Source organism: Parasphingopyxis lamellibrachiae (assembly GCF_003385775.1).
Classification (GTDB): Bacteria; Pseudomonadota; Alphaproteobacteria; order Sphingomonadales; family Sphingomonadaceae; genus Parasphingopyxis; species Parasphingopyxis lamellibrachiae.
In genome coordinates, this window is record NZ_QRDP01000004.1 from 2,624,411 (window position 1) to 2,649,894 (window position 25,484).

The 25,484-nt window shown below is 60.9% G+C and carries 24 protein-coding genes and 1 tRNA gene; 10 read left to right on the forward strand and 15 right to left on the reverse strand.

All coding sequences use genetic code 11. From position 1 onward, the window contains the following. Nucleotides 1-61: 61 nt before the first annotated feature. Complete coding sequence (locus DFR46_RS13175; RefSeq protein WP_116236857.1) at nucleotides 62-2,119, forward strand: protein-disulfide reductase DsbD family protein; 2,058 nt, start codon at nucleotides 62-64, stop codon at nucleotides 2,117-2,119. Here DFR46_RS13175 and DFR46_RS13180 read toward each other — a convergent pair. Next, nucleotides 2,116-3,846, reverse strand: a complete 1,731-nt coding sequence (locus DFR46_RS13180) for an amidohydrolase (RefSeq protein WP_116236858.1) — start codon at nucleotides 3,844-3,846, stop codon at nucleotides 2,116-2,118. The genes DFR46_RS13175 and DFR46_RS13180 overlap by 4 nt on opposite strands. Beyond that, nucleotides 3,843-4,751 (reverse strand): NAD(P)-dependent oxidoreductase, encoded by a 909-nt coding sequence (locus tag DFR46_RS13185; protein ID WP_281270042.1) that lies wholly within the window; start codon nucleotides 4,749-4,751, stop codon nucleotides 3,843-3,845. Before DFR46_RS13185 ends, DFR46_RS13180 begins: the two co-directional genes overlap by 4 nt. Nucleotides 4,752-4,792: 41 nt before the next feature. Between DFR46_RS13185 and DFR46_RS13190 the strand changes: the two genes are divergently transcribed. Next, a complete protein-coding gene (locus DFR46_RS13190) occupies nucleotides 4,793-6,034 on the forward strand; it encodes a threonine ammonia-lyase (RefSeq protein WP_116236860.1) in 1,242 nt (413 codons plus the stop codon). Between the two features lie 193 nt (nucleotides 6,035-6,227). On the opposite strand, the gene DFR46_RS13195 is transcribed toward DFR46_RS13190, so the two are convergent. Continuing rightward, nucleotides 6,228-6,968, reverse strand: coding sequence for a glycosyltransferase (locus tag DFR46_RS13195; RefSeq protein WP_116236861.1), 741 nt, complete (start codon nucleotides 6,966-6,968; stop codon nucleotides 6,228-6,230). Then, entirely contained in the window at nucleotides 6,965-7,549 is a 585-nt protein-coding gene (locus DFR46_RS13200) for a TIGR04282 family arsenosugar biosynthesis glycosyltransferase (RefSeq protein ID WP_116236862.1), read from the reverse strand. Before DFR46_RS13200 ends, DFR46_RS13195 begins: the two co-directional genes overlap by 4 nt. 78 nt (nucleotides 7,550-7,627) lie before the next feature. On the opposite strand from DFR46_RS13200, the gene DFR46_RS13205 reads away from it, so the two are divergent. Together DFR46_RS13205 and DFR46_RS13210 are read left to right on the forward strand one after the other, a co-directional pair. Next, the gene (locus DFR46_RS13205) at nucleotides 7,628-8,305 is read left to right on the forward strand and encodes a hypothetical protein (protein ID WP_147297693.1); all 678 of its coding nucleotides are present in this window, start codon (nucleotides 7,628-7,630) and stop codon (nucleotides 8,303-8,305) included. An 88-nt stretch (nucleotides 8,306-8,393) separates the two neighbouring features. Then, entirely contained in the window at nucleotides 8,394-9,770 is a 1,377-nt protein-coding gene (locus DFR46_RS13210; protein WP_116236864.1) for an L-serine ammonia-lyase, read from the forward strand. Nucleotides 9,771-9,827: 57 nt separating this feature from the next. Here DFR46_RS13210 and DFR46_RS13215 read toward each other — a convergent pair. From DFR46_RS13215 to DFR46_RS13230, 4 genes are all read right to left on the reverse strand, one after another. Next, nucleotides 9,828-9,902, reverse strand: a tRNA-Glu gene (locus tag DFR46_RS13215). A 62-nt stretch (nucleotides 9,903-9,964) separates the two neighbouring features. Further along, the gene (locus DFR46_RS13220; protein WP_116236865.1) at nucleotides 9,965-10,348 is read right to left on the reverse strand and encodes a VOC family protein; all 384 of its coding nucleotides are present in this window, start codon (nucleotides 10,346-10,348) and stop codon (nucleotides 9,965-9,967) included. Nucleotides 10,349-10,371: 23 nt separating this feature from the next. Then, nucleotides 10,372-12,135, reverse strand: a complete 1,764-nt coding sequence (gene recJ, locus DFR46_RS13225; protein WP_116236866.1) for a single-stranded-DNA-specific exonuclease RecJ — start codon at nucleotides 12,133-12,135, stop codon at nucleotides 10,372-10,374. Nucleotides 12,136-12,158: 23 nt separating this feature from the next. Further along, nucleotides 12,159-13,379: a cation:proton antiporter domain-containing protein gene (locus DFR46_RS13230; protein WP_162843479.1), complete on the reverse strand. Its 1,221-nt coding sequence runs from the start codon at nucleotides 13,377-13,379 to the stop codon at nucleotides 12,159-12,161. Nucleotides 13,380-13,500: 121 nt separating this feature from the next. Between DFR46_RS13230 and DFR46_RS13235 the strand changes: the two genes are divergently transcribed. From DFR46_RS13235 to DFR46_RS13245, 3 genes are all read left to right on the forward strand, one after another. Continuing rightward, on the forward strand, nucleotides 13,501-14,439 hold the full coding sequence (locus tag DFR46_RS13235; protein ID WP_116236868.1) for an ABC transporter ATP-binding protein: 939 nt from the start codon (nucleotides 13,501-13,503) through the stop codon (nucleotides 14,437-14,439). Further along, on the forward strand, nucleotides 14,436-15,197 hold the full coding sequence (locus tag DFR46_RS13240) for an ABC transporter permease (RefSeq protein ID WP_116236869.1): 762 nt from the start codon (nucleotides 14,436-14,438) through the stop codon (nucleotides 15,195-15,197). The genes DFR46_RS13235 and DFR46_RS13240 overlap by 4 nt, the downstream gene beginning before the upstream one ends. A 98-nt stretch (nucleotides 15,198-15,295) precedes the next feature. Continuing rightward, nucleotides 15,296-15,823: a flavodoxin family protein gene (locus DFR46_RS13245; RefSeq protein WP_342769841.1), complete on the forward strand. Its 528-nt coding sequence runs from the start codon at nucleotides 15,296-15,298 to the stop codon at nucleotides 15,821-15,823. On the opposite strand, the gene glpX is transcribed toward DFR46_RS13245, so the two are convergent. Both glpX and DFR46_RS13255 read right to left on the reverse strand, forming a co-directional pair. Continuing rightward, nucleotides 15,820-16,797, reverse strand: a complete 978-nt coding sequence (gene glpX, locus DFR46_RS13250) for a class II fructose-bisphosphatase (RefSeq protein WP_116236870.1) — start codon at nucleotides 16,795-16,797, stop codon at nucleotides 15,820-15,822. The genes DFR46_RS13245 and glpX overlap by 4 nt on opposite strands. 77 nt (nucleotides 16,798-16,874) lie before the next feature. Next, nucleotides 16,875-18,182, reverse strand: a complete 1,308-nt coding sequence (locus DFR46_RS13255; protein WP_116236871.1) for a homoserine dehydrogenase — start codon at nucleotides 18,180-18,182, stop codon at nucleotides 16,875-16,877. Between the two features lie 72 nt (nucleotides 18,183-18,254). Between DFR46_RS13255 and DFR46_RS13260 the strand changes: the two genes are divergently transcribed. Beyond that, nucleotides 18,255-19,049 (forward strand): NTP transferase domain-containing protein, encoded by a 795-nt coding sequence (locus DFR46_RS13260; protein ID WP_211306431.1) that lies wholly within the window; start codon nucleotides 18,255-18,257, stop codon nucleotides 19,047-19,049. On the opposite strand, the gene DFR46_RS13265 is transcribed toward DFR46_RS13260, so the two are convergent. From DFR46_RS13265 to DFR46_RS13285, 5 genes are all read right to left on the reverse strand, one after another. Then, nucleotides 19,010-20,050, reverse strand: coding sequence for an alkane 1-monooxygenase (locus DFR46_RS13265; protein ID WP_211306432.1), 1,041 nt, complete (start codon nucleotides 20,048-20,050; stop codon nucleotides 19,010-19,012). The genes DFR46_RS13260 and DFR46_RS13265 overlap by 40 nt on opposite strands. 88 nt (nucleotides 20,051-20,138) lie before the next feature. Next, nucleotides 20,139-20,585, reverse strand: a complete 447-nt coding sequence (locus DFR46_RS13270; RefSeq protein WP_116236874.1) for a hypothetical protein — start codon at nucleotides 20,583-20,585, stop codon at nucleotides 20,139-20,141. Between the two features lie 85 nt (nucleotides 20,586-20,670). Further along, on the reverse strand, nucleotides 20,671-21,282 hold the full coding sequence (locus tag DFR46_RS13275) for a 2-hydroxychromene-2-carboxylate isomerase (protein ID WP_116236875.1): 612 nt from the start codon (nucleotides 21,280-21,282) through the stop codon (nucleotides 20,671-20,673). Nucleotides 21,283-21,510: 228 nt separating this feature from the next. Next, on the reverse strand, nucleotides 21,511-21,915 hold the full coding sequence (locus DFR46_RS13280; protein WP_116236876.1) for an acyl-CoA thioesterase: 405 nt from the start codon (nucleotides 21,913-21,915) through the stop codon (nucleotides 21,511-21,513). Then, nucleotides 21,915-23,123: an LL-diaminopimelate aminotransferase gene (locus DFR46_RS13285; RefSeq protein WP_116236877.1), complete on the reverse strand. Its 1,209-nt coding sequence runs from the start codon at nucleotides 23,121-23,123 to the stop codon at nucleotides 21,915-21,917. Before DFR46_RS13285 ends, DFR46_RS13280 begins: the two co-directional genes overlap by 1 nt. Nucleotides 23,124-23,202: 79 nt before the next feature. Here DFR46_RS13285 and DFR46_RS13290 point away from each other — a divergent pair, with 79 nt between their 5' ends. After that, nucleotides 23,203-23,565: a VOC family protein gene (locus DFR46_RS13290; RefSeq protein WP_116236878.1), complete on the forward strand. Its 363-nt coding sequence runs from the start codon at nucleotides 23,203-23,205 to the stop codon at nucleotides 23,563-23,565. Nucleotides 23,566-23,629: 64 nt separating this feature from the next. Next, nucleotides 23,630-25,447 carry a PHA/PHB synthase family protein gene (locus DFR46_RS13295; RefSeq protein ID WP_245953857.1) on the forward strand — a complete coding sequence of 606 codons (1,818 nt, stop codon included), beginning with the start codon at nucleotides 23,630-23,632 and terminating at the stop codon, nucleotides 25,445-25,447. The last annotated feature ends 37 nt before the right edge of the window (nucleotides 25,448-25,484 follow it).

Genomic DNA, 25,484 nt, shown 5'->3' on the forward strand with positions numbered 1-25,484 from the left:
CGGCGCGAATGCCGCTGCTATAGCGCGCTCGCGAAGGAGCAAACAGGTGCGATTTTCCCTTATGAAGACCGTCTTGGGCTTGATTGCCGCAATTTGCTGTCTGGTGCCAGCAATTGCTCACGCACAAATGCCGCGCGAGAACGCGATTCAGACTGCTTTGCTCGCCGAAACCGAGACACCCGCGCCCGGCCAGAGTTTCACCATCGCAATCCGCATGCGCCCGGACGAAGGCTGGCATGGCTATTGGCTCAACCCAGGCGAAGCCGGAATTCCCGACAGTTTCGAGTGGGACGTGCCGGAGGGCATAACGATAGGCGCACTTAGCTATCCGGTTCCCGAGCGGCTCTCGATCAGCGGGATCATGAATTACATCTATCATGGCGAATATGCGCTGCTGGCAGAGGTGACGCTCGATGGCGGTATCGCGCTGGGAACTGCATTGCCGCTTCGTGTGCAAGGGCAGTGGCTGGCCTGTACGGATGAAGTGTGCGTTCCGGAAAGCGGAGCATTCGGGATTGATCTTGTCGCCGGGTCCGGTGCCATTACGGAGGGCGCTGCATTTGACGAATATCGAACACGACTGCCGCGTCCGCTCGGCAATGAAGCGGCTTTCGAACAGGTTGGAGAGACGCTGCGAATAGCCATTCCCTTTCCGCAGTCAGCCGCGATTTCCGCGCCCTATTTCTTCAGCCGGACCGATCGTGTGCTCGATTACAGCGCCGAGCAGAGCGTATCGCGTAACGGCGATATGGTGATTGTCGAAGTGCCCGCCGAGCAAGACGCCGGGGTGGTGACGCGCATCGACGGCCTGCTCAAAATCGGCGAGCATGACGGGCTTTTGCTGGCCGCTGTACCCGGCAATGTCCCGGCCGCGGGAGCGCCGATTGCCGGGGAGCGGATCAACAGCGGGGCCATGAACGCCGATATTGCAACGGTTCTGCTTGCCCTGGGCGGAGCGATCCTGGGCGGCATGCTGCTCAACATCATGCCCTGCGTTTTCCCGATCCTCAGCCTCAAAGCGCTTAGCCTGGCCAAGGCGGGCGGCGAAGAGTCGGCCGTACGCCGCGATGCGCTGGCCTATACGGCCGGCGTCGTTATCGTCTGCCTCGGTCTCGGAGCGGCCTTGTTGGCGCTGCGGGCAAGCGGTGTGGCGGCGGGCTGGGCCTTCCAGCTGCAGGATCCGCGCATGATCCTCTTCCTGCTCCTGCTCGTGACGGCCATCGCGCTGAATCTCGCCGGCCTCTTCGAACTGCCCAGTGTTTCCGGCGGCGGCCGTTTTGCAGACCGGGACGGGGCGACGGGTTCTTTCTTCACCGGCGCGTTGGCCGCCTTTGTCGCCACACCCTGCACGGGGCCGTTCATGGGAGCGGCGCTTGGCGCGGCGCTTGTCGTGCCTACGATCGTCGCCATGGCGATTTTCGCCGGGCTCGGTTTTGGGCTGGCGCTACCCTTCCTGATCCTCGCCTTTGTGCCGACGTTGCGGGCAAGGCTGCCGCGCCCGGGGCCATGGATGGAAGGGTTTCGCCATCTGATGGCGGTGCCGATGCTCCTGACCGCGCTCGCGCTCGGCTGGGTGCTGGGTCGCCAGACAGGCGTCAACGGCATGACCCTTGGCATTGCCGGGGCCCTTGGCATTGCCCTGATGCTCTGGTGGGCCGGAAACCGGCAGATTGCGGGAAAACGCGCCTGGCTGCCGATCATTCCCGCCATTCTCGTGACGCTGGGCGCGCTGGCGCTTGTGCCGACATCCATGCCGGCACAGGCGGGGCAGGCGGAAGGCGGGGCGCTCGATGCGGAATCGTTCGGCGAGGCGAGGCTGGAGGAATTGCGCGCGGCGGACCAACCGGTCTTTGTCTATTTCACCGCTGACTGGTGCATCACCTGCAAGGCGAATGAGGCCGGAGCGCTGAATCGCCAGGCTGTGGCCGATCATTTCGAGGCGCAGGGCATCGCCGTTCTGGTAGGTGACTGGACAAATGGCGACCCGGCGATCGGCCGCTTTCTGGAACGCCATGGACGGTCCGGCGTGCCGCTGTATCTCTATTATGCGCCGGGCGGCGAGCCGGAAGTCCTGCCGCAGATATTGACGGTGGGAATGCTCACCGGGCTCGGGACCTAACGTCCCACATCCTCATCCTGTGAAATCATCGGTCCGATGGGCGCATCCATAGGCGGGGCATCGGCCGCGCCGCGCACCCACATGCGCTCTCCGCCGACCCAGGTTTCCGTGACTTGTGTTTCGCGGATCTGCTCTGGCGTTGCATCGAAGATATCGCGGTCCAGGATGATGAAATCGGCATAGAGACCTGCGCCTAACCGCCCGGTCCGGTCTTCCGAAAAACCGGCAAAGGCGGCGTTGATCGTGAAAGCGGCAAAGGCCTGTTGAAGCGAGATCCGCTCATGGGCCTGCCAGCTGCCAACGGGTTCTCCATTGGCATCCTGCCTGCTGACCGCCGCCGCCAGACCGGGAAAGGGGTTGGGGCTCTCGACCGGGAAATCGCTGCCAAAGGCGAGGACAGAACCGTTGCGCAGCATCGAATTCCAGGCATAGGCGCCAACCAGCCGGTCCGGGCCTAGCCGCGCCTCCGCCATCAGCCGGTCCGATGTTTGGTGCACAGGCTGCATCGAAGCGATGATACCGTGCCGGCCGAACCGGGGCAGGTCGGCCGGATCGACAATCTGGGCATGCTCGATCCGCCAGCGCCGATCATCTGTGTAGCGTGTGGCCAGTTCCTCGATCGCGCCAAGGGCGGCCCGATTGGCCCCATCGCCAATCGCATGGATTGCCGCCTGGAACCTGTCGAGAGAAAGGCGGCTCAACCGATTGCGCAGGCCTATGCTGTCGATCAGCGCCAGCCCCGTCTCGCCGGGGGCATCGGCATAGGGTGCATTCAAAAGCGCGCCCCGCGATCCGAGCGCGCCATCGCCATATATTTTCAGGCCGACCATGCGCAGATGCCCATCATAGAGCCAGGGCGTCATGCTGTCGCCGGCGATATCGAGCAGCGTTTGGAGCGATCCGGCATAAGAGACAACGCGGATGCCGAGCCGCCCCCGGTCGCCCGCGCGACGGACCGTGCTCCAGTCGTCGGCGCTTGTCCCCATATCGTGCATGGTCGTTATGCCATGGCTGAGAAGTAGTGACTGGGCTTCTCGCAGAGCCATATCGCGTACCGGCGGTTCGGGTGTCGGGATGGCGCTCGCGACAAGGCCCATTGCCGCATCGACGAACACGCCGTTTGGCCTGTTGCCGTCGCGTCCGATCCTCCCGCCCGCGGGAGACTGGGATGCAGCGCTGATCCCGGCGGCCGCCATGGCGGTGCTGTTGGCGACGCCGGCATGGCCATCGACGCGGATGAGCCAGACGGGACGATCCGGAACCGCAGCATCCAGGTCGGCGGCTGCCGGGAAACGATCAAGGCCCCAGCGCTCCTGATTCCATCCGCGCCCTACAACCCAGCGCAGGGTTGGGTTGTCCGCGCTATATTGCGCGAGCCGCGCCATGGCTTCGTCAAGGCTGGTTGTGTCGGACAGATCGAGCTGGATGGCGTTGTATCCAAGCCCCATGAGATGGCCATGCGCGTCGATCAGACCGGGAATGAGCGTACGGCCCTGCATGTCATAGCGAGTTTCCAAGCCTTCCGGGTAGTCGTCCCCGCGGCGGAGCAAATCGGTTACGCGGCCGGTGTCGCTGTCGAACACAAGGCCGGTGAACCGGACAAGATTGCCCTCTTCGTCCAGCGTATAGCCATTGGCATTGTCGACCAGCACATCGGCCTGTGCCGGCAGAGGGAGAAGCAGGGCGGCGAGGGCGAACAGGGCCGCCAGGACGATATCGTTTCTCACTCTTCCAGTCTCCTCACCAGTGAACTTGTGTCTTGCCTTGCGCCGCCCATGGCCTGCACTTCGGCATAATATCCGTCGACAAGCTTCGCGAGTTCCAGTTTTGCGCCATTGGCTTCAGCCTCGTCGAGCGCGAGGCCGAGATCCTTGCGCATCCAGTCAACCGCGAAACCGAAATCAAATTCGCCCTTCGCCATCGTCTTCCAGCGATTGTCCATCTGCCAGCTTTGCGCCGCGCCGCCGGAAATCGCCTCAAACACCTTGTCGAGATCAAGGCTAGACCGCTTGGCCAGATGCAGCGCTTCTGAAAGCCCCTGCAAAACCCCGGCAATGGCGAGCTGGTTGCACATTTTGGTCTGTTGACCGGCGCCGGCCTCGCCGCAATGCACGATCCGTGCGGCATAAGCCTGCATGATCGGTTCGGCGAGCGTCATCGCCCGCTTGGTGCCGCCGCACATGATGGCCAGCGCGCCATTTTCCGCGCCTGCCTGCCCCCCCGATACCGGAGCGTCGACGCAGTGAATGCCCTGCGCTTCGCCCGCCTCGGACAGTTTGCGTGCCAGCCTGGCTGATACGGTGGTGTGATCGATGAACAGCGTTCCGGCATGCATCGCCGCAAAGCTGCCGTCCGAGCCCAGGGCAACTTCTTCGAGGTCCGCATCCGCTCCGACACAGGCGATGACGGCATCGACGCCTTCCGCCGCTTTGGCGGATGTTTCCGCATATTGCCCGCCATGGCGTTCGACCCAATCATGGGCCTTGGAAGCCGTGCGATTGAATACCGTAACTTTATGGCCGGCCTTCAGGAGATGCCCGGCCATGGGAGCGCCCATCACGCCCAGCCCGATAAATGCGATTTTTGCCATTGGAAGCTGCCCGAAATTTCTGTCGAGGGGGACCCATAGGATGTGTTTGCCGGAGACGCCAGATAGGCTAGGGCGGGCGGATTATGGCCACAGCAGCACAAACCGCAACCGATTCGACCCTGATGCTGGAAAGCGTTCGCGCCGCGCATGAGCGAATTGCCGATGCGATCGTGAGAACCCCGACGCTGAAGAGCATTACCCTGTCGGAAATGACGGGCGCGGATGTCTGGCTGAAATTCGACAATCTCCAGTTCACCGCATCGTTCAAGGAACGCGGTGCCCTGAATGCTATGCTGATGCTGGACGAAGATGTGCGCGAACGCGGTGTGATTGCGGCATCGGCGGGCAATCATTCCCAGGGCGTCGCCTATCACGGCGCGCGGCTCGGCATCCCCGTCACCATCGTCATGCCTCAGCATACGCCGACGGTAAAAGTGCAGCAGACCGAAAGCCATGGAGCGACGGTAGTGCTGCACGGGGAACGGTTCGATGATGCCCAGGCTCATGCCTATGAGCTGGCTGCGGAACGCGAACTGACCTTCGTCCATCCTTTTGACGACCCGGATATCGCGGCGGGACAGGGCACGGCGGCGCTCGAGATGCTGGAGGATGTTCCCGAAATCGATACACTGATCGTACCGATTGGCGGCGGCGGCCTGATTTCGGGCATGGGCGTAGCGGCAAAGGGCATCAAGCCCGGTCTCGAACTGGTCGGCGTCGAAGCGGAACTTTATCCGTCCACCTATTCGAAGCTGAAAGGTCTGAATCTGCCCTGCGAAGGCGATACGCTTGCCGAGGGTATTGCCGTGAAGGAACCGGGCAAGTTCACGCTTGAGGTGATCCGGAAAATTGTAGACGAAATCGTCCTGGTGTCCGAGCGCGATCTGGAACGGGCTGTTTCGCTCCTGTTGCAGATCGAAAAGACGGTGGTCGAGGGGGCCGGCGCGGCCGGTCTGGCAGCGATGCTCGGCCATCCGGAGCGCTTCAGGGGTCGCAAGATCGGGCTGATCCTGTGCGGCGGCAATATCGATACCCGATTGCTCGCCAATGTGTTGCTACGCGATCTGGCCCGCGACGGACGCCTCGCGCGCCTGCGCATCCGGCTCAAGGACCGGCCGGGCGCGCTCTATCATGTCGCCAAGGTGTTCGACGAACAGCAGGCCAATATCATCGAGATTTATCACCAGCGGATATTCACATCGCTGCCCGCGAAAGGCCTGATCACCGATATCGAGTGCGAAACCCGCGGACGGAACCATCTGCAACGGCTTATCGAAGCGCTCGAAGAGGCCGGGTTTGGCGTAACGCCGGTGGAACTGGCCTAATTTTGATCAAGCTCGACCCAACGGTCGAGCGCCGCACCAGCCCGCTCACCCACCCGGTCTCCCATAGAATACGCTGAGTGGGAGGCAGGGTGGAGGCGCGGGCGGAGATGACGCAGGCTCCGGAGGCGCGAGGCGTCGTTGGATGTCATCGGAGGGCGGTGCGGCGATTTCCTGCAAAGGATATTCTGGCAAACTAGCGCACATCCGGGTACCAGCGATCCAGCCCCTTTTTGCGCCCGAACGCCCAGTTCATCCCGCACTTCATATAGATCCAGTTGGCCTTTAACGGACCCCATTCGGCGATCCGCCTGTCCGATGTGCGAACGATGCGCGGAACCAGCTTCACGCTGCCCATACGGCACAGCCTCAGGCACAGATCGACATCTTCCATGATATTCATATCGGGATCGCAGCCATCGACGCGCAGGAAATCGGCACGGCGGAAGAACATGGCGTGATCGCCGAACAGGAGACGCAAACCCCGGACGAACAGATGCGGGCGGAGCAGGATCGGTCCGTAGTAGGTTTTGGCCCAGTTGTGAAAACTTGTCCCCCAGCGCGTTTTCGTGCCGGTTAGCAGCGGTGTGAAGCCGCCGAGTACGCGGCCCGGATACGCCAGAGTGCGCTCGACAACGGCCAGCGCATCGGCGGGCAGTTCGGTATCGGCATGGAGCACGCAAACCAGCGGCGTCCGGGCTTCGGCAACGCCGCGGTTGATCTGAACCGCGCGGCCTTTTGCATCGTTTTCGACGATCCGGAAGCCTGCCGCACACGCAATCTCCACCGAGCGATCACGGCTGCCGCCATCGACGGCGATGACTTCCGCCGGCGCAGGGTCGAGCGCGGCAATATTGGCGATGACGCCCGGCAGCGCAGCCTCTTCGTCGATCATCGGTATGACAATTGCGACCTCGCTGCGAGGTTGGGCTATCATGCGGTCAGCCATGGCCAGCGGCGCAGATCTTCGGGCCTGTCGCAATCGGCGAGCGTCTCAAGCAGGGCGGGGGGCATTTTTTTTGCTTCGAGTCGCCGCAGCGTTTCCGGCAGTACGGCTCCGGTTCCCCATGCCATGTCGGAAAACAGCCAGTCATGCGGCGAGGCAAGGCCGATCAGCCAGTAACCGCCATCCTCGGCCGGGCCGATGACGACGTCATTGTCTTCAAGCGCTTCTGCCGCCAGCTGAAGGTGGGAGGCCTGCAGATCCGGGCAGTCCGCGCCGACGAAGATAACGGGCGGGTTGCGGCTGGCCTCGCGCAGGCGATCTCCCAGATCGCCATCGCCCTGTTCCGTATAGGCGAGATCCTCGCCCAGCCATTGCTGAAACGCGCTTGAGCCGGCTCCGGTAAAGCGGATCTCGACGGGAAGTCCGCTGTCGCGCATGGCGCGCACCGTCCGTTCGGCCAGCTTTCTGTGGATTGTCGCCGCGCCCGCCTCTCCCAGTGCGGGGATGAGCCTGGTCTTCGCCTTTCCCGCCTCGGGATAGCGTGTGAACAGAACAAGGCGGGGTGTTGGCATGGGATTGCCTTACCGGGTCCATGTGCATTGGCCAAAGATAAGATTTGATTCATCGCCTATGTCGAACGCATTCACCCTGTGATCGTCGATTGTCGACCGTTTATCGATCAAGTCTGTCTCCGCCTCGATCCGCTGCTACGCCAAGCGCGGGAAAAAGGGGATATTACCATGTACAAACTGCGTATGAATCTGGTTGGTGCATTAGCCGCATGTATGTTGGTTCCGCCTGCTGCGGCACAGACGCAGCCTGCACCTCCGATAATCTATCAGCCCGACCCTGATTCGCCGATTGGTGTGCGAAACCCGGCGGCGCCAGAACAATCGCAGCAGCTCGATTTTCTGATAGGGGACTGGGATGTCGCCCTCACCCTGCATCCGCCGGACAGAGACAGTATTTCCTATCAGGCGCGCTGGCACAATCATTGGGTCGTGAATGGATTTGTCGTCATGCAGGAATGGCGCGGGCCGTTTGCCACCGGGACTGAACTGCGCTCTTTCAATCCTGTGACCGGTCAGTGGGAGGGACGGAACTATTATACTTTTCGAACAGCATGGACAGAATCGACCGGCGAGTTTGTCGATGGCGAATTCATCGTTGAAACCAGCGACACTGGATCGAACGGGCCGGTGATAAACCGGGAGCGCTATTACGATATTCAGGCCGCTTCTTTCCGGATGAGCGCCACGCGGTCAGAGGATGGTGGCGCCACATGGTCGTCCGTCACATACGAAATGCTCTGCACCAGAATAGAATAAACTATCCCCCGCCAGCCCATTGCGCATGACGATGGCGGGCTGATCGATAAGCCGCTATGAGGCAGTTCTCCCTAGGAAAAACTGTCTCATGCTTTCTGTTCTTGATCTATTTCGCATCGGCATCGGGCCATCCAGCTCCCACACGGTGGGACCCATGCGTATCGGCCGCCGGTTTCTGAGCAGCCTGAAACGCCAGGGATGCCTTGAGAAGACTGCCCATATTCAGGTGGAGCTGCAAGGGTCTCTCGCGCTGACCGGTGCCGGGCATGCTACGCCAAAGGCGGTCTTGTTGGGCCTGATGGGCCTCAAGCCCGAAACGCTCGATCCGGAATCCGCAGATGCGGCCATCGATGCGACCCATATCGCGAAACGCCTGACGATATGCGACGGCATCGCCATCGCGTTCGACCCCGATACGGACATCATTTTCGCCTATGACAAGATTCCGGATCTGCATCCCAACGGGATGCGGATGCTGGCGTTCGATGCCGAAGGCCGGCAACTGAGTGAGCGCGTGTATTTCTCTACGGGCGGCGGTTTTATCGCCTCGCAGCGGCAGCTCCAACGGCCCGTGAAGAATGACATGATTCGCGTGGGAAAGCCCGTTCCCTATCTTTTCGGTTCGGCCCAGGAAATTCTGAACATGTGCCAGACGGAAAATCTGGCGATCCACGAACTTATCTACGCCAACGAGGATGCCCGCCGGCCGCGCGCGTCGACCGACCAGGCGCTCGACCGGATCGGCGCAGTGATGATGGCCTGTATCGACCGGGGGTTGAAGCGGGAGGGTGTCCTGCCCGGCGCGTTGAAAGTCAAACGGCGGGCACCCGACCTCTGGGCCAAGCTTTCCGCCAATCCCCAGTCTAACGAGCAGGAGCAGCTGTTCGACTGGCTTAACGTCTATGCGATGGCGGTGAATGAAGAAAATGCCGCTGGCGGGCAGGTCGTGACTGCACCGACAAACGGGGCGGCCGGAATCATTCCGGCGGTGATCCGCCACTATTGCAAAGCCGAGGGCGCCGATGCGGCGGCGATCCGTAAATTCCTGCTGACGGCTGGCGGCGTTGGTATGCTCTACAAGCAGCGCGCCTCTATTTCGGGGGCCGAGATGGGATGCCAGGGCGAGGTTGGCGTTGCCTGTTCGATGGCGGCCGCTGGCCTTGCGGCCCTGTGGGGCGGCACACCGCTCCAGGTTGCGAGTGCTGCGGAAATCGGCATGGAGCACAATCTCGGCCTGACCTGCGATCCGGTTGGCGGTCTTGTCCAGATACCGTGTATCGAGCGCAATGCGATCGGCGCGGTCAAGGCGGTAAACGCAGCGCGCCTTGCCCTGCACCGGGATGGCCAGGCCCATGTGAGCCTTGATCAGGTGATCGAAACCATGCGCCAGACAGGGCTCGATATGTCGTCGAAATACAAGGAAACGAGCCAGGGCGGCCTCGCCGTCAATGTCGTCGAGTGCTGAACATACAGCGCCGCACATGCGTGGGCGCGAGACCGTACGAGCAAGAGAGGAAAATGCTGGTGACCCCTACGGGAATCGAACCCGTGTTTCAGCCGTGAAAGGGCCGCGTCCTAACCGCTAGACGAAGGGGCCGTCCCAGCGGGTGCGCAGATAGGCGAGGCCGCTTTGCGGGTCAAGCACTGTGTTGCAGTGCGTCATCCTTTTGCGCTGTGGCAGACGGCCTGAAGCTTGTTGCCGTCCGGATCGCGGACATAGGCGCCATAATAGTTGGGATGATAATGCGAGCGCAGGCCGGGCGGGCCTTCGTCCGTCCCGCCACTGGCTAGAGCCGCCGCGTGAAAGGCGTCGACTGTCGCCCGGTCCTTTACGAGATAGGCGATGTGGACGCCATTGCCCGCCGCTGCCGCTTCTCCGTTGAACGCCGGGCCGACAAAGGTTTTCTGCCCGGTCACTTCACCGAATGCCGCGCCCGCTTCGCTTTCCCGGAAAACCGGATGGCCGAGCACCTCCATAACCGCCATCCAGAAAGGCCTTGCGCGGTCCCAATTGTCGCACCCGAGCGTTACATGACCAAACATGATTGTTTCCCTTCAGTCTGCTTCTAGTCTGCCCAGGCTGCATCTTCGAGATGCAGCTCGGCGGCGGGGCGGGGGCCCCAATCGTCTATCTTGGCGCGGCCGGCGACCCAGAGCTTGCGAGTGCTTCCCGCGCCGAGCACGGCTTGCCCCAGGGGAGTGTCCGCCGCACGAAAGGCGATGGTCTTAAGGCTGCGGCCGTCTTCTCCGGCGACAATTGCCCGGACATGATCGGTACCGACAATATCCGCCTTGATGATCCGGACCGGCCCGGCCGCGATGCGCGGGGCGGGCCAGCCCATGCCATAAGGGCCACCTTCTTCCAGCGCTTCGACGAAAGCGGGTGTGATGCCCCCGGGCGCGACCACGGCATCGAGTTGCAAGGCGCGTTCGCCGCGAGCCCGGGTCACATCTTCGGCCATGCGCTCGTCGAGAAAGTCCGCAAAACTGTCGATCCGGTCTTCGGCGATGGTGATGCCAGCCGCCATCGGGTGACCGCCGCCGGCGATCAGCAGGCCCATATCCTTGGCGGCGAGTATCGCAGCGCCGAGATCCGCGCCGCCGATTGAGCGACCCGACCCCTTGCCGATGCCCTCATCGTCCAGAGCGATCACAATTGCAGGGCGGCCGAGTTTTTCCTTCAACCGGCTGGCGACAATGCCGATCACACCAGGATGCCAGCCCTTGCCCGACACCAGCGCGACGGCGCGGTTATCCTGTCCCTTGCCGGCTTCCAGTGCCTGTTCGGTGACGGCTGATTCGATGGCGCGGCGTTCTTCGTTGAAATGTTCAAGTTCGGCGGCAATGGCCCGGGCTTCCTCCGGGTCCTGCGTGGTCAGCAAGCGTACGCCCAGATCCGATTTTCCGACCCGTCCTCCGGCATTGATTCGCGGCCCCAGCCGGAAGCCGAGGTCTGATGCGATCGGCGCGCGGTCGAGCCGCGAAGCCTCCAGCAGGGCGTTGATCCCGATATTGCGCTGCGCGGCCATAACCTTGAGGCCCTGGGCGACAAAGGCGCGGTTGAGGCCATGCAGAGCCGCGACATCGGCGACCGTGCCGAGAGCGACAATATCGAGCAATTCGATCAGTTTGGGTTCGGGGCGCTCCTCGAAATATCCTTTCTCGCGCAGATGTCGGACGATGGCCGCACCCAGTAGAAAGGCGACGCCCACGGCCGCAAGATGGCCATGCGCCGCGCCCTCACCCTCATCGAGCCGGTTGGGATTGACCAGGGCGTGCGCGGGCGGAAGCGCGGCCGCGCATTTGTGGTGATCGACCACGATGACGTCGACGCCCGCCTCCTTCGCCTGTTGCAGCGCCTCGAACGCCTGGGCGCCGCAATCGACGGTTACGATGAGGGAAGAGCCCTGTTCGGCCAGCCTGACAAGGGCCTCTCCGGAGGGCCCGTAACCCTCCATTAGCCGGTCCGGAATATAATATCCGGCGTCCAGCCCGAGATTGCGAAGCAGGCGGATCAGGAGGGCGGCGGAGGTGGCTCCGTCGACATCGTAATCCCCGAATATCGTTACTTTCTCCTGCGCTTCGATCGCTTCAACGATCCGCGCTGCCGCCCGGTCCATATCGTGAAAGATAGAGGGGTCGGGCATGAAACCGCGGATCGTCGGGGCGCGGTAGATATCGAGGTTTTCGCGTGCGCAGCCTCGTGAAAGGAGCAGCCCGGTGACCAGATCGTCGGGCTGGAAACTGTCGCTCAGCCCGTCAATCGCGCCGCCGCGCCAGTGCCATGGCTGACCGGAAATCGAATGGGAAATGTCGAGCGCGGGTTTCATGAGCCCGGCCTTAGCCGACGGACCTATTCCTTGCCATCGGCCTTGGCAGCCCGGCTGTGGGCATAGATCGCGGCGAACGGCGCCGAGGTGATGCCGTGGAGAAGGGTGCTGAGTAGAACTGTCAGATAGGCGATGGCGCGGATCGGCTCGCTGACTATGCCTTCACCGAACACGAGCAGCACGAAAACGATGGTCGCCAGTCCGCGCGGCCCGAACCAGCCGAGATACAATAGTGTTGGCAGTTTCACACCGGTGCCGATCAGCGATACCGCCACGGCGCCCATCCGGACCACGGTAAGGCTGAGCACCGCATAAAGAAGATAGACCCACTCAAATTCCGCAAGCGCGACCGGAGCCAGGGCAAGGCCGAATATGAAGAAGAGAGTAAGGCTGAAAAACTTGCCTTCTTCCTCCACGAATTCGGCCACCATGCCGGTGCGTTCCTCGCAGATGGCGGCGAAACTCAGGCCGGCGACGAAGGCCGAGACAAAGGCATTGCCGCCTATTGCCTCGGCAGCGAGAAAGGAACCGGCGGCTACCCCAACACAGGCAAGCGTCTCGAATCGCGGATCGAGCCAGCGGGCACGGGCGGCCTGGACGATGGCGAAACCGCCGGCGGTCCCGACGGCAATCCCGGCGAGCAGGCCGAACCCGATCTGCTGCGCGGCAAAGCGGACCCAGAAGGCCAGATCGCCCTGTGCGCCGAGCTCGACATAACCGGCCAGCGCCGCAAATAGCAGCACCGGCGGCACGGCTAGCCCGTCGTTGAGCCCCGATTCGGTGATGATCGCGCGGCGAATGCGCAGGGGAACATTCTCATTCTCCACTACGGCGGCGCCGAGAGCCGCATCCGTGGGCGCGAGTATTGCTGCCAGCAATGCCGCCTCCATCCAGTAAAGCCCGGAAATCAGGCCGAGCGCCGCCAGGGTACCGAAGAGGATGGCCAGCGGCAGTCCGATCAACAGCATGCGCTGGGCGATCGCATTCATGCCGACCACCTTGCGCAGCGAGAGCCTCGAGGCATCGCCGAACAACACCAGCGCAAGCGTTCCTTCGGCAAAAAGCAGTAGGACTTCGGACCTGGGATCCACGGTAAAAAGGATGAAGCCGGTAGCGCTCAGCGCCAGCCCGGCTAGAGCAAAGACAAGGGGGGCAGGGGCAATCGTTGCGGCCAGAGGTTTGGAGAAAATGCCATAGCCGACAAAGAGCAACGCCAGCGCCGCGATTGCATGCTCCATTTCCATGGCTTTCAGTCTCCCCTTCGCCGACAATGCCCTGTGGAGACAAAATTGCAAATGGCAGGAATGTTTTGCGACATTCCGTCTTTTGGTTGAACCTGCCTGCCCGGACGTGCAGGAAATGGCCATGCAGCCGATTATCTCCATCTCCAATCTCAGCAAAACCTATGACGGGGGTGTGAGGGCGCTCAATTCCGTCAGCCTCGACATTGAGCAGGGTGAGATTTTCGCGCTGCTCGGGCCCAACGGGGCCGGCAAGACCACGCTGATCAGCGCCGTGTGCGGCATCGTCACGCCGACATCGGGAACGGTGCTGGCGGGCGGTCATGACATCATCCGCGGCTATAAAAAGGCGCGGGCGATGATCGGGCTGGTGCCGCAGGAAATCAGCACCGATGCGTTCGAAACGGTCTGGGCGACGGTGAATTTCAGCCGCGGGCTTTTCGGCAAGGCGGGGGACCGCGCCTATATCGAGCAGCTGCTTCGCGATCTTGCCCTGTGGGACAAGAAAGACGCGAAAATCATGGAGCTTTCGGGCGGGATGAAACGCCGGGTGATGATCGCCAAGGCGCTCAGCCATGAGCCTGAAATCCTGTTCCTCGACGAGCCTACGGCGGGCGTGGATGTCGAGCTTAGGCGCAGCATGTGGAATCTGGTGCGCGGGTTGCGCGAGCGCGGGGTCACGATCATCCTGACAACCCATTATATCGAAGAGGCCGAAGAAATGGCCGACCGGGTCGGGGTGATCCGGGGCGGCGAGATTATCGTCGTCGAGGAAACAGAAGCGATCATGCGCAAGCTCGGCAAGCGCCAGCTCACCCTGACCCTGACCGAAGCGATGGAGACTGTGCCGGACGCCCTGGCCGAGTGGCATTTGGAGCTTGCCGATGAAGGGCATCGGCTGGTCTATTCCTTCGACGCCAATGACGAGAGCACGGGCATTCCTTCCCTGCTCCGCCGGATGGGCGATCTTGGCATCGGTTTTGCCGATCTCGACACATCGAAAAGCTCTCTGGAGGATATTTTCGTCGGTCTCGTCAATGCACAGCAGGAGCCGGCAGCATGAACATTCGCGGTGTGTGGGCGCTCTACAGTTTCGAGATGCAGCGCACCTGGCGGACGCTGTGGCAGAGCGTCGTGACGCCGGTCATCACGACCGTTCTCTATTTCGTCGTGTTCGGCAGTGCGATCGGTTCGCGGATGGAGGACATCGGCGGCGTCGATTACGGCGCATTCATCGTGCCGGGCCTGATGATGCTTTCGCTGTTGACCCAGAGCATATCCAATGCGTCCTTCGGCATCTATTTCCCCAAATTCAGCGGCACGGTGTATGAGATGCTCTCGGCGCCTATGTCACCGATTGAGCTGGTCTTGGGCTATGTCGGCGCCGCGGCGACCAAATCCATCCTGCTTGGCCTGATCATCCTCGCGACGGCCAATCTCTTCGTCGATGTGCGGATCGAATATCCTCTGGTGATGATCCTGTTCCTCGTGCTGACGGCGCTCACCTTCAGCCTGTTCGGGTTCATCATCGGCATTTGGGCGGACGGGTTCGAGCAGCTTTCCTTCATCCCGATGCTGGTCGTCACGCCGCTCACCTTTCTCGGCGGGGCTTTCTATTCGATAAACATGCTGCCCGATCCATGGCGCTCGATCAGCCTGTTCAACCCGGTGGTGTATCTCGTCAGCGGTTTCCGCTGGAGTTTCTACGGTGAGGGCGATGTCAGCATCGGCCTCAGCCTCGGGATAACCGCTGCCTTTCTTATTGCCTGCCTGGCGGTTGTCATCTGGATTTTCCGGACCGGCTATCGGCTGAAGGAGTAGCATCAAAAGACCGTATGCCCTGAGCCTGTCGAAGGGCTGATCTTTCTTGGCACGAAAGTGAAGAGCAGTGCTTCGACAAGCTCAGCACAAACGGGTTAGTGTATAATGGTGCAATTAGCTTTGGAGGCACAGTTATTTCCACTCTCCTCATCGTCTATCACAGCATGACCGGCGGGACCCGGCAGATGGCCGAGGCAGCGGCTGCAGCGGGGCGGGATGCGGGTGGAGCGGAAGTGGTGATCAAAGAGGCGCCGGATGCCGGGCCGGAGGATCTGCTCGCCGCCGATGGCTATCTGTTTGCGACACCGGAAAACCTCGCCGCGATCGCCGGGGTGATGAAGGCATTTTTCGATCGCTGCTATTACCCCGTGCTGGGGAAAATCGAGGGGCGCCCCTATGCGGCGCTGATCTGCGCAGGGTCTGACGGCGAAAACGCGCGGACCCAGCTGGAACGTATCGCGACCGGCTGGCGGCTGAAAAAGGTCGCCGACACTCCGATCGTCTGCACCCATGCGCAGACGAAGGAAGAGATTCTGGCGGAAAAACAGATTGGTGAGGAGGAGCTGGCGCAGTGCCGCGAAATCGGCGCAGCGCTGGCGGCAGGGCTGGAAATGGGCGTTTTCTAGCTTTTGTAATGCTCGCCCTTTACCCAGCGCACGGTTCCCGATGACGCCCGCATGACGACGCTTTCGGTGGTCATGCAGCCCTTGCGCAGCCTTTTTACGCCATCCAGCATGGAGCCGTCCGTCACGCCGGTTGCGGCGAAGATTACATCGCCTTTGGCGAGTTCTTTCAGCGTATAGATGCGGTCGAAATCCTCGTCGGGAATGCCCCATTTACGGGCGCGGGCTTTCTCGTCGTCATTGCGGAAGACAAGACGCCCCTGGAACTGCCCGCCGACGCAGCGCAACGCTGCTGCGGCAAGCACGCCTTCAGGCGCGCCGCCCTGGCCCATATAGACGTCGATCGTCGTGTCTTCGTCTGTCGTTGCGATCACGCCGGCGACATCGCCATCGGGAATCAGTTGAACGCCGCAGCCAATGCCGCGCAGTTCGGCAATCAACCCTTCATGGCGCGGGCGATCGAGGACGCAGGCGATAAGCTCGTTCGGTTTCACGCCCTTGGCCTTGGCGATCGCCTCGATATTTTCGGTGACCGATTTGGAAAGGTCGATCGTTCCCTCTGGATAACCCGGGCCGATTGCGATCTTGTCCATATAGGTATCGGGCGCATTGAGTAGGCAGCCCTCTTCGGCAATGGCCAGAACGGCCAGAGCGTTGGGGCCGGCTTTTGCAGTAATCGTCGTGCCTTCCAGCGGATCGAGCGCGATATCGACCTTGGGACTGCCCTTCGTTGCCTGGCCCACTTTTTCACCGATATAGAGCATCGGCGCTTCGTCGCGCTCGCCCTCGCCGATAACAACCGTCCCGTCGAAATCGAGCCCGTTAAATGCAGTGCGCATGGCCTCGACGGCGGCGGCGTCGGCGGCTTTCTCGTTACCCCGTCCGATCAGGTGCGAGGCGGCGATTGCCGCCGCTTCGGTGACGCGCACCATTTCAAGAACGAGTACCCTGTCCAGAACTTCACTGGGCTGCGTCATGTCTTGTATTCCCCTCTTTAGTTGGGCGCTGCGATAGGCGAGCCCTGTTACATTGTCGAGAATGGCCGTGCCGGGAACTACAGGTCCAGAATATGCATCAGCATCGGCTCGCCCGCCAGGCTTTGCGAGCCCCTGAGCCGCTCGAGCGCATCGGCGACGCACCGTTCCGGCCCTTCGTGCGTGACCATGATCAGATGGACGACATCGTCGCTGCCCTCGCTCGGCGCTGCACCGCCCCGCTGGATCATGCTCTCGATCGAGACATTGGCATCGCGCATCGCGGCGGTGATTTCGGCCAGCACGCCGGGGCGGTCATGTACGGCAAAGCGCAGATAGGCCCGGCCGCGTCGCTCGCCGACATTAACGGGATCCGATGTGGTGAGGCGGGCAAAGGGCATGGCAAAGGCCGGGCCATATTCGCCGCGCGCAACATCGATCAGGTCCGCGACAACCGCGCTGGCGGTCGGGCCTTCGCCCGCACCGGCGCCTTCGAAGAAGAGGCGGCCCACGAAATTGCCCTGCGCAACGATAGCATTGAGTGATCCTGCAACATGCGCGAGGGGGTGTTTGCGCGGCACAAGGCAGCAATGGACGCGCTGGAAAAGCTTGCCGCCATTTGCTTCGGCCATGCCGACGAGCCGTACCTTGAAGCCCAGTGCGCGCGCCTCGGCAATGTCCGCCGCGATGACCTGCCGGATACCGCTGGTGGCAACGGAGTCGAAATCGAGCGCCGTGCCGAAAGACAGGCTGGCAAGAATGGCGAGCTTATGGGCTGCGTCGATACCGTCGATATCGAAGGTGGGATCGGCCTCCGCATAACCCAGCGCCTGCGCCTCGGCGAGTACATCGGAAAAATCGCCGCCCGCGCTTTCCATCTCGGTGAGGATATAATTGCAGGTGCCGTTAAGAATGCCGTACACCGAAGTAATGGCGTTCGCCGCAGCGCCTTCGCGCAACCCCTTGATAACCGGGATGCCGCCTGCAACCGCTGCTTCATATTTGAGCGCGACTTTCGCCTTTTCTGCCATTTCGGCGAGTTCGAGGCCATGATGCGCGATCATCGCCTTGTTGGCGGTCACGAAGGATTTCCCGGCCTTCAGGGTGTCGCGGGCCAGGTTCAGCGCAGGACCATCCGATCCGCCGATGAGTTCGGCAACCACATCGACATCCGCGCGCGCCGCCAGCGCCGCGGAATCGTCTTCCCAGGCGAAGGGCGAGAGATCGACGCCGCGATCGCGACTGCGATCACGCGCGGATACCGCGGTGATTTCGATGGGCCGCCCGGCGCGCCGTTCGATCAGCTCGCGATTCTCATCGAGCAGTTTGATAACGCCCGCACCAACGGTTCCCAATCCTGCAAGCGCCACGCGCAATGCTTCACTCATTTCGGCTGCCCTTTAACTAATGACGGAGAGGCCTTAATTGTGTCCCGGTTCAAATGCTACCGGACAAATATGATGACCGACCATCCTACACCCACAATCCTCGTGCTCGCCGGCAAACGTGACGGCAAGCTTGATCCGCTCGCCGAGCGTGCTGGCGTCAGCCACAAGGCCGTTGTGCCAATTGCAGGCAGGCCGCTGATCGGTCATGTTCTGCAGACGCTGGAAGCCGCCTGGGACGATGCGAAGATCCTGATTTCGATCCACGATCCCTCCGTTCTTGAGGATGTGGAAGAGGTGAAACGGCTGAAATCCGCCGGTCGGCTGGAAATGACGATGGCCCAGCATGGCATCGTTGAAAGCGTCGAGGCTGCGGCTGCTCAGGGCGGTTTTCCCTTGCTGATCACGACCGGCGATAATGTGCTGACAACGGTCGATGCGTTGCGCGCCGTCAATGCGGCGGGCCATGATCGCGGCGCGGATGCCGTTCTCGGTCTGGCGCGGCGCGAAGATATTCAGGCCGCGCATCCCGATGGGCAGAGAAAATTTTACGAGTTCAAGGATATCGCGATCGCCAATTGCAATATTTACTGGCTGCGCAACGAGAAATCTTTGCAGGCGGCCGAGGCATTTCGCGACGGCGGGCAATTCATCAAGACGCCCGGTGCAATCCGCAAGGCGTTCGGCCTTTGGAACCTGATCCGTTTCCGTTTTCGGATGGATACGCTCTATGGCGCGATGGACCGGCTATCGAAGCGCTTTGGTGTACGGGTCATCGCCCATGTGCTCGATGACGGGCGGCTGGCTATCGATGTCGACAATGAGCGAACCTACCGGGTGACCGAAGAATTGCTCGCCGCCGACGCCTGAAACCGGTCAAGCTCCGCATCCATCACACGAAACCAGAGCGGCGGGACGAAGGACAGTATGATCATCCCTGCAAGCCCATAGGGGAATTGCGGGATATCGTCGTAATGGCGCAGCTTATAATAGGGCCTGTTCGACTGGTAATGATGGTCCGAATGGCGGCCCAGATTGAACATGTTGATGTTCGACAGGATATGGCTCGAGTTCCAGCTATGCTCGGGCCTGACGCGCGCATATTTGCCATCCGGCAAGCGTTTGCGCGCCATGCCATAATGCTCGGTATAGTTGATTGCCTCAAGCGCGACGATCGCGATGATGCTCTGGACGACGAACAGCAACAGGCTAAGCGGACCGAGCAGTAAGCCGATGCCCGTCATCAGAATGATGGTGAAGCCATGCCATCTGAGCATATTGTTCCAGATCGACCATGCTGACAGGCCTTTGCGGGCCAGCCGTTCTTTCTCGAGGCCCCAGGCGCTGCGGAATCCGCCGATTATCGTGCGCGGCAAAAACGCGTAGAGTGTCTCTCCGCGCCGTGCCGTAGCCGGATCTTCGGGTGTGGCAACCCGCACATGGTGGCCGCGAACATGCTCGATGCAGAAATGGGAATAGCTGACGAGCGAGAGGAGGAGAAAGGCGAGCTGGCGCTTGCCGGCCCGGTTGCGGTGCATCAGCTCGTGCGCGGTAACGATGCCGACAAATCCGCCATATTCGCCCATCAGAACTGCGAAGGCGGTGAACTCCCACCAAGTCAATGTGGTGATCGAAACGGCCCATAGGGCCCAGCCGACGAGAAGGATGAAAGAGCCTGCTGTGACAATGACGATCAGGTCGTACCGCCGGGTAACGGCAGGCGTTAAGGCGGCGATCCGCTTTTCGGACGGCCAGCGCGACTCTCCCACCAGATGTTCGGCGACGGGCAGCGCCAAATAGAGCAGCAGGACGAGTGCAACCAGCCACACCCCTCCGGCATAAAAGCCCCCAACGATGAGAAGTGCGGACATAATTCCGATCAGATAGGCCGGCTGATAGCGCATTTTGCCGATATAGGGATGGGCGATGGCCGTGACAATTTACCGGTTTGGTGCGCCCCTAGTTGGCGGTGTCGGCATCTACGCTGATCGTCACGCCGCGGCCATCGTCGCCTTCGATGCGAAAGGAGCGTTGATTGGGGCCCGTTTCGGTTTCAACGAGCCGCCGTTCGCCGGCCGTGACCTCTTCGCCCGTATTTTCATCGCCACCCGCCTGATTGGCGACATCGTCGCCTGCATCTTTGTCGGCTTCCTCCGCGGCCGCGTCCTCGGCCGGTGCGTCGTCGCCGCGAATGCCGGCGCGGATTTCATCGCGGATCGCGGAACGGACCGCATCGCGCGCGTCACGGACATTCTCACCGTCACCATCCACCGAAATAATGACCGGAGGCTCATTGTCCGTCCAGTCTTCGATATTCCAGCCGATGGCCGCCACCGCGATAATGCCGCCGATTACGAGCGCCCGTTTTCTTCGTGGATCGGGCTCGGGGGAGGGTTCGGAAGTCACGGCGTTATCCTTGTCTGTGTAGGCGCATCATATAGCAGAGTGATCGCGAACTAAAGGTGTATTTGCCAACTAATACACCTGATGTCTATCCGGCCCTTTCGATCGCCTTTTTCACGAGCGGCAGCTGGTCGTTGCCGAAATACATATCGTCGCCATTCACAAAGATCGATGGCGACCCATAGCCGCCGCGCGCGATCACTTCATCGGTGTTGGTGCGTAGCCTGAGCTTGACCGATTCGGTCTGTGACTGCGCGAGCAGGGCTGCGCCGTCCATGCCGATACTGTCAGCGATAGCCTCAAGCACGGCCGGGTCATCGAGATTCCGTTGCTCGCCGAAATAGGCGGCAAAAGCGGCGTCCGCGAACCGGGCCAGCGCCGCCTGATCGTCTTCCAGAGCGCAGCACAGCCGCATCGCATGCACGCTGCGCACCGGATGGTATTGAGATGGAAAGTTCATCGGCAGGCCCGACCACGCGGCCCAGTCTTTCAGGCTTTTGGCGTAATGCTGCGCCTTGGGGCCTGTGCTCTCTTCGCGCGCCGCATAGACGGCCTTGTTCACTGCATTGAACACGCCGCCCACCAGGATCGGCCGCCATGTCACCTCCGCGCCGGTCTCGGCAAGGATCGGCCGGATATTGTGAAAGGCCATATAGGTCCATGGGCTGGACAGATCGAAAAAGAATTCCACTTTGGTCATAGAGTGCTGCTTTCGCTCCTGTCCTGATCCTCAATCCGGCTTTACGGCCAAGTTGACACTGGTTGACACAGGCCGGGGGTAGAGGGGCATCGGAAATCCCGGAAAACGGGGAATTTGTACTTTCGACTGTGACCTTTGCTGGAAGGTGGTCAGCTCCTCGTCCCGCCAGATCGCTTGGCTCGATATCCTTTGGTCTATGGCAATGCGCCAAGTGTTCCAGCCAATTTCCTACTTTGCAAGCAATCGCGCCTTTGCATCTTCAGGAATCGGAACAGGCTTGCCGCTCTCCAGATCGACATGGACATAGACGAGTTCGATAATCGCCCGCAGATCATCCTCGCCGCCCATCCCGTATAACCGGATTTCGATGGTCACGCTGCTGGAACCGATCCGGGTCGTAACAGCCGTGCCGTCAATCTCTTCATCCGCCCGGATTGGCTGTTTGAATTCCACCACCGCTTTGACGACATGAAATTCCAGCGCATCGTCGCCGGTGAAATGCAAACCGATCGACCGCCAATATTCGGTGAGGATCAGGTCCGCATATTCCAGATAGCGCGAGTTGAACACGACCGACTGCGGATCGACCTCGGAATAGCGGACACGAAAACGATGGGTGAAGGGGGGCGACATTAGTCGGCGTCGGCACCCGCACTGTTCGACCGAAAGCCATCCAGATATTTCTTGATGTTCCGCGCCGCTTGCCGGATGCGCTGTTCATTCTCGACGAGGGCGATCCTCACAAAGCCTTCGCCTTCTTCGCCGAAACCGACGCCGGGGCTGACCGCGACCTGTGCATGCTGGAGCAGCTCCTTGGAAAACTCCATCGCGCTCATATGCGCGCATTGTTCGGGGATCGGGGCCCAGGCGAACATGCTGGCTTCGGGGGAAGGGACGTTCCAGCCCGCCCGTGCAAAGCTTTCGACCATCACGTCGCGGCGTTTCTTGTAGAGCGCGCGCACCTCGTCGATATGATCCTGCGGACCGTTGAGCGCGGCGGTCGCGGCGACCTGGATCGGCGTAAAGGCACCATAATCGAGATAGCTCTTCACCCGCGTCAGCGCGCTGATCAGATGTTCGTTGCCCACGGCAAAGCCCATGCGCCACCCGGCCATGCTGTAGGTTTTCGACATGCTGGTGAATTCAACGGCAACCTCTTTTGCGCCCGGCACCTGCAACAGCGAAGGCGTCGGCGTGTCGCCATAATAAAGTTCGGCATAGGCGAGATCGCTGATCACCCAGATTTCATGCTCGCGGGCAAACTCCACCACCTTGGTGTAGAAATCGAGATCGGCCACATAAGCCGTCGGGTTGGACGGATAGCCGATGACCAGCACCGATGGCTTCGGCACGCTATAAGCGAGCGAATATTTCAGCCGGTCAAAAAATTGCGGCCCCGGCTGGGCAGGGATGGAGCGGATCGCCGCACCCGCGATGATGAAGCCGAAGGTGTGGATCGGATAGCTGGGGTTCGGCGCGAGCACGACATCGCCGGGCGCCGTGATGGCCTGGGCAAGATTGGCCAGGCCCTCCTTGGAGCCAAGCGTGACAACGACTTCGCTATCGGGGTCGAGGTCGACATCGAAGCGGCGCTTGTAATAGGCGGCCTGCGCTTTGCGGAGACCCGGAATGCCCTTGGACGCCGAATAGCGGTGCGCGGTCGGATCGTTGGCGACTTCGCACAATTTGTCGATCACATGCTGGGCCGGGGGGCTGTCCGGATTGCCCATACCGAGATCGATAATATCCTCGCCGCGGGCGCGAGCCTCCGCCTTCATCGCGTTCACTTCGGCGAAGACATAAGGGGGCAGGCGGCGGATGCGGTAAAAGTCTGTGTTCATAGTCCTTCCCCTATACGCAATGGATTGCCAATGTCATCGTCAATGTTGGTGGGGCAATATTGCAGGAAAAAGGGCGGTTATGGCATTTTCGCTCAAAACCAAGATTACAACGCCAAGGCTGGCCGAAACGCGGGACTATTATGTTCGGGTTTTCGATATGGTTGTTGCCGAAGAATGGGACAGCCCGAACGACAAGGGTGTTATCCTCGCATTCCGGAACGGCAGGGAAGAGGCATTTCTCGAGATTTATGACGGCGAGGAGGCTCATGATTTTTCGGGGCTCAGCCTGCAGTTCAGGACGGGGAACCTCACCGCATTTGTGGAGCGTCTCGACCCCGGTATGGAGCGCCGGGGGCCGGTCGAACGACCATGGGGATCGCATTATCTGTATCTGACCGATCCGAATGGTGTCGCAATCATCGTCTATCAGGGCGGGCTATAGCCGAACATGGCTTGCACCCGCCCGCGCATCGGATAGGCTGAGCCCAGGCAAAGGATTCGAAATCATGGCAGCAACTGAAGATGGCCCGATGGCTGGCGCCGATTTGCCCAGCCTGGAGGATATGCAGCATTGGACGGGCGTACTTGGCCGTGCGCAACAAATGATGCTGGAATATGCTACGCGCCAGATGCAGCGGGCCGCCGAGGTCGATCCGAAAACGCTTTCTGAAACCGCGATGCCCAGTGCGGACCAGCTTCCCGCCATGTTCGCCGGCCTTTCGTCCATGACGCTGAATCCGGAGCGGCTCATTCAGGCACAATCCGATTTCTGGGAAGACAGTGTCAAACTGTGGACGCGCTTCCTAAACCCCGGTGATGGCGAGCAGGAGGGTGAAGAAGCTCCCAAGCCGAAGGATCGCCGGTTCGTCGCTCCGCAATGGCAGAGCAATCCGGTCTTCGACATGATACGCCAAAGCTATCTTATGATTGCCGATCACATGCTGCGTAGCGTCGATACAATTGATGGGGTGGACCCGAAACAGAAGGAGCAGGCCCGTTTCGCAACCCAGCAATTTGTCGATGCGATGAGCCCGAGCAATTTTGCACTGACCAATCCGCAAGTCCTGGAAAAGGCGATCGAGACCAAGGGGGAGAGCTTCCTCAACGGCCTTGAGCATATGCTGGCCGATCTGGACAAGGGCCAGCTGACCCATACAGATTCTTCTGCGTTTGCGCTGGGTGAGAATATCGCGACGACGCCTGGCAAGGTGATCAAGGAAACTCCGCTCTATCAGCTGATCCAGTATGAGCCGACGACGAAAAAGGTTTGCGAGACGCCGCTCGTGATCTTTCCGCCCTGGATAAATCGTTTTTACATTCTCGACCTCAATGAGAAAAAAAGCTTCATCCGCTGGGCCGTGGCGCAGGGGATCACGGTCTTCGTCGTGTCTTGGAAATCCGCCGATTCCAGCATGGCCGATGTGGTGCAGGACGATTATGTCGTGCGCGGTCAGGTCGATGCAATCGATACGGTGCGCAAGCTGCTCGATGTGCCTTCGGTCAACACCATCGGCTATTGCGTGGCTGGTACGACGCTGGCTATGACGCTTGCCTATCTCGCCGCTAAGGGCGAGGCGGACAAGGTGGAGAGCGCGACCTTCTTCACGGCCCAGGTCGATTTTACCGAAGCCGGCGATCTCCAGCTCTTTATCGATGAAACCCAGGCCAAGCTGATCGAACAGTTGGGGGAGGGCGAAGGCTATCTGGATGGCCGTTACATGGCGGCGACCTTCAACCTGCTGCGCGGGCGCGATCTGATCTGGAACTATGTCGTCAGCAACTATCTTCTGGGCGAGGATTATCCGGCATTCGACCTGCTGCACTGGAATGGCGATACGACCAACCTGCCGGCCAAGTGGCATCGCAACTATCTGAACGATTTCTACCGCGACAATAAGCTTGCGACACCGGGAGGCCTTTCAGTCGACGATGTGCCGATCGATCTGACCAGCGTGGAAACGTCCGCCTATGTCCAGGCGGGCCGGGAGGACCATATCGCGCCGCCTGAGAGCGTCTGGAAGATCACCGAACATTTCAAAGGCCCATTGCGTTTCGTGCTTGCCGGGTCCGGCCATATCGCCGGGGTCGTGAATCCGCCCGATGCAAAGAAATATCAGTATTGGACGAACAAGAAGGGCGCCGATTCGCTGGCGGGCTTTATTGCAGGAGCGAAGGAAACACCCGGAAGCTGGTGGCCGGACTGGCTCGACTGGCTCGAAGGCCATGCCGGAAAAAAGGTGGACGCCAAAGGCCCGCGCAAGCCTGGAAAAGGCAAGCTGAAGGCACTGGAAGATGCTCCGGGAAGCTATGTAAAGACCCGCTGATACGCGGGTTTATCCAAATATTACAGATACAAGCATG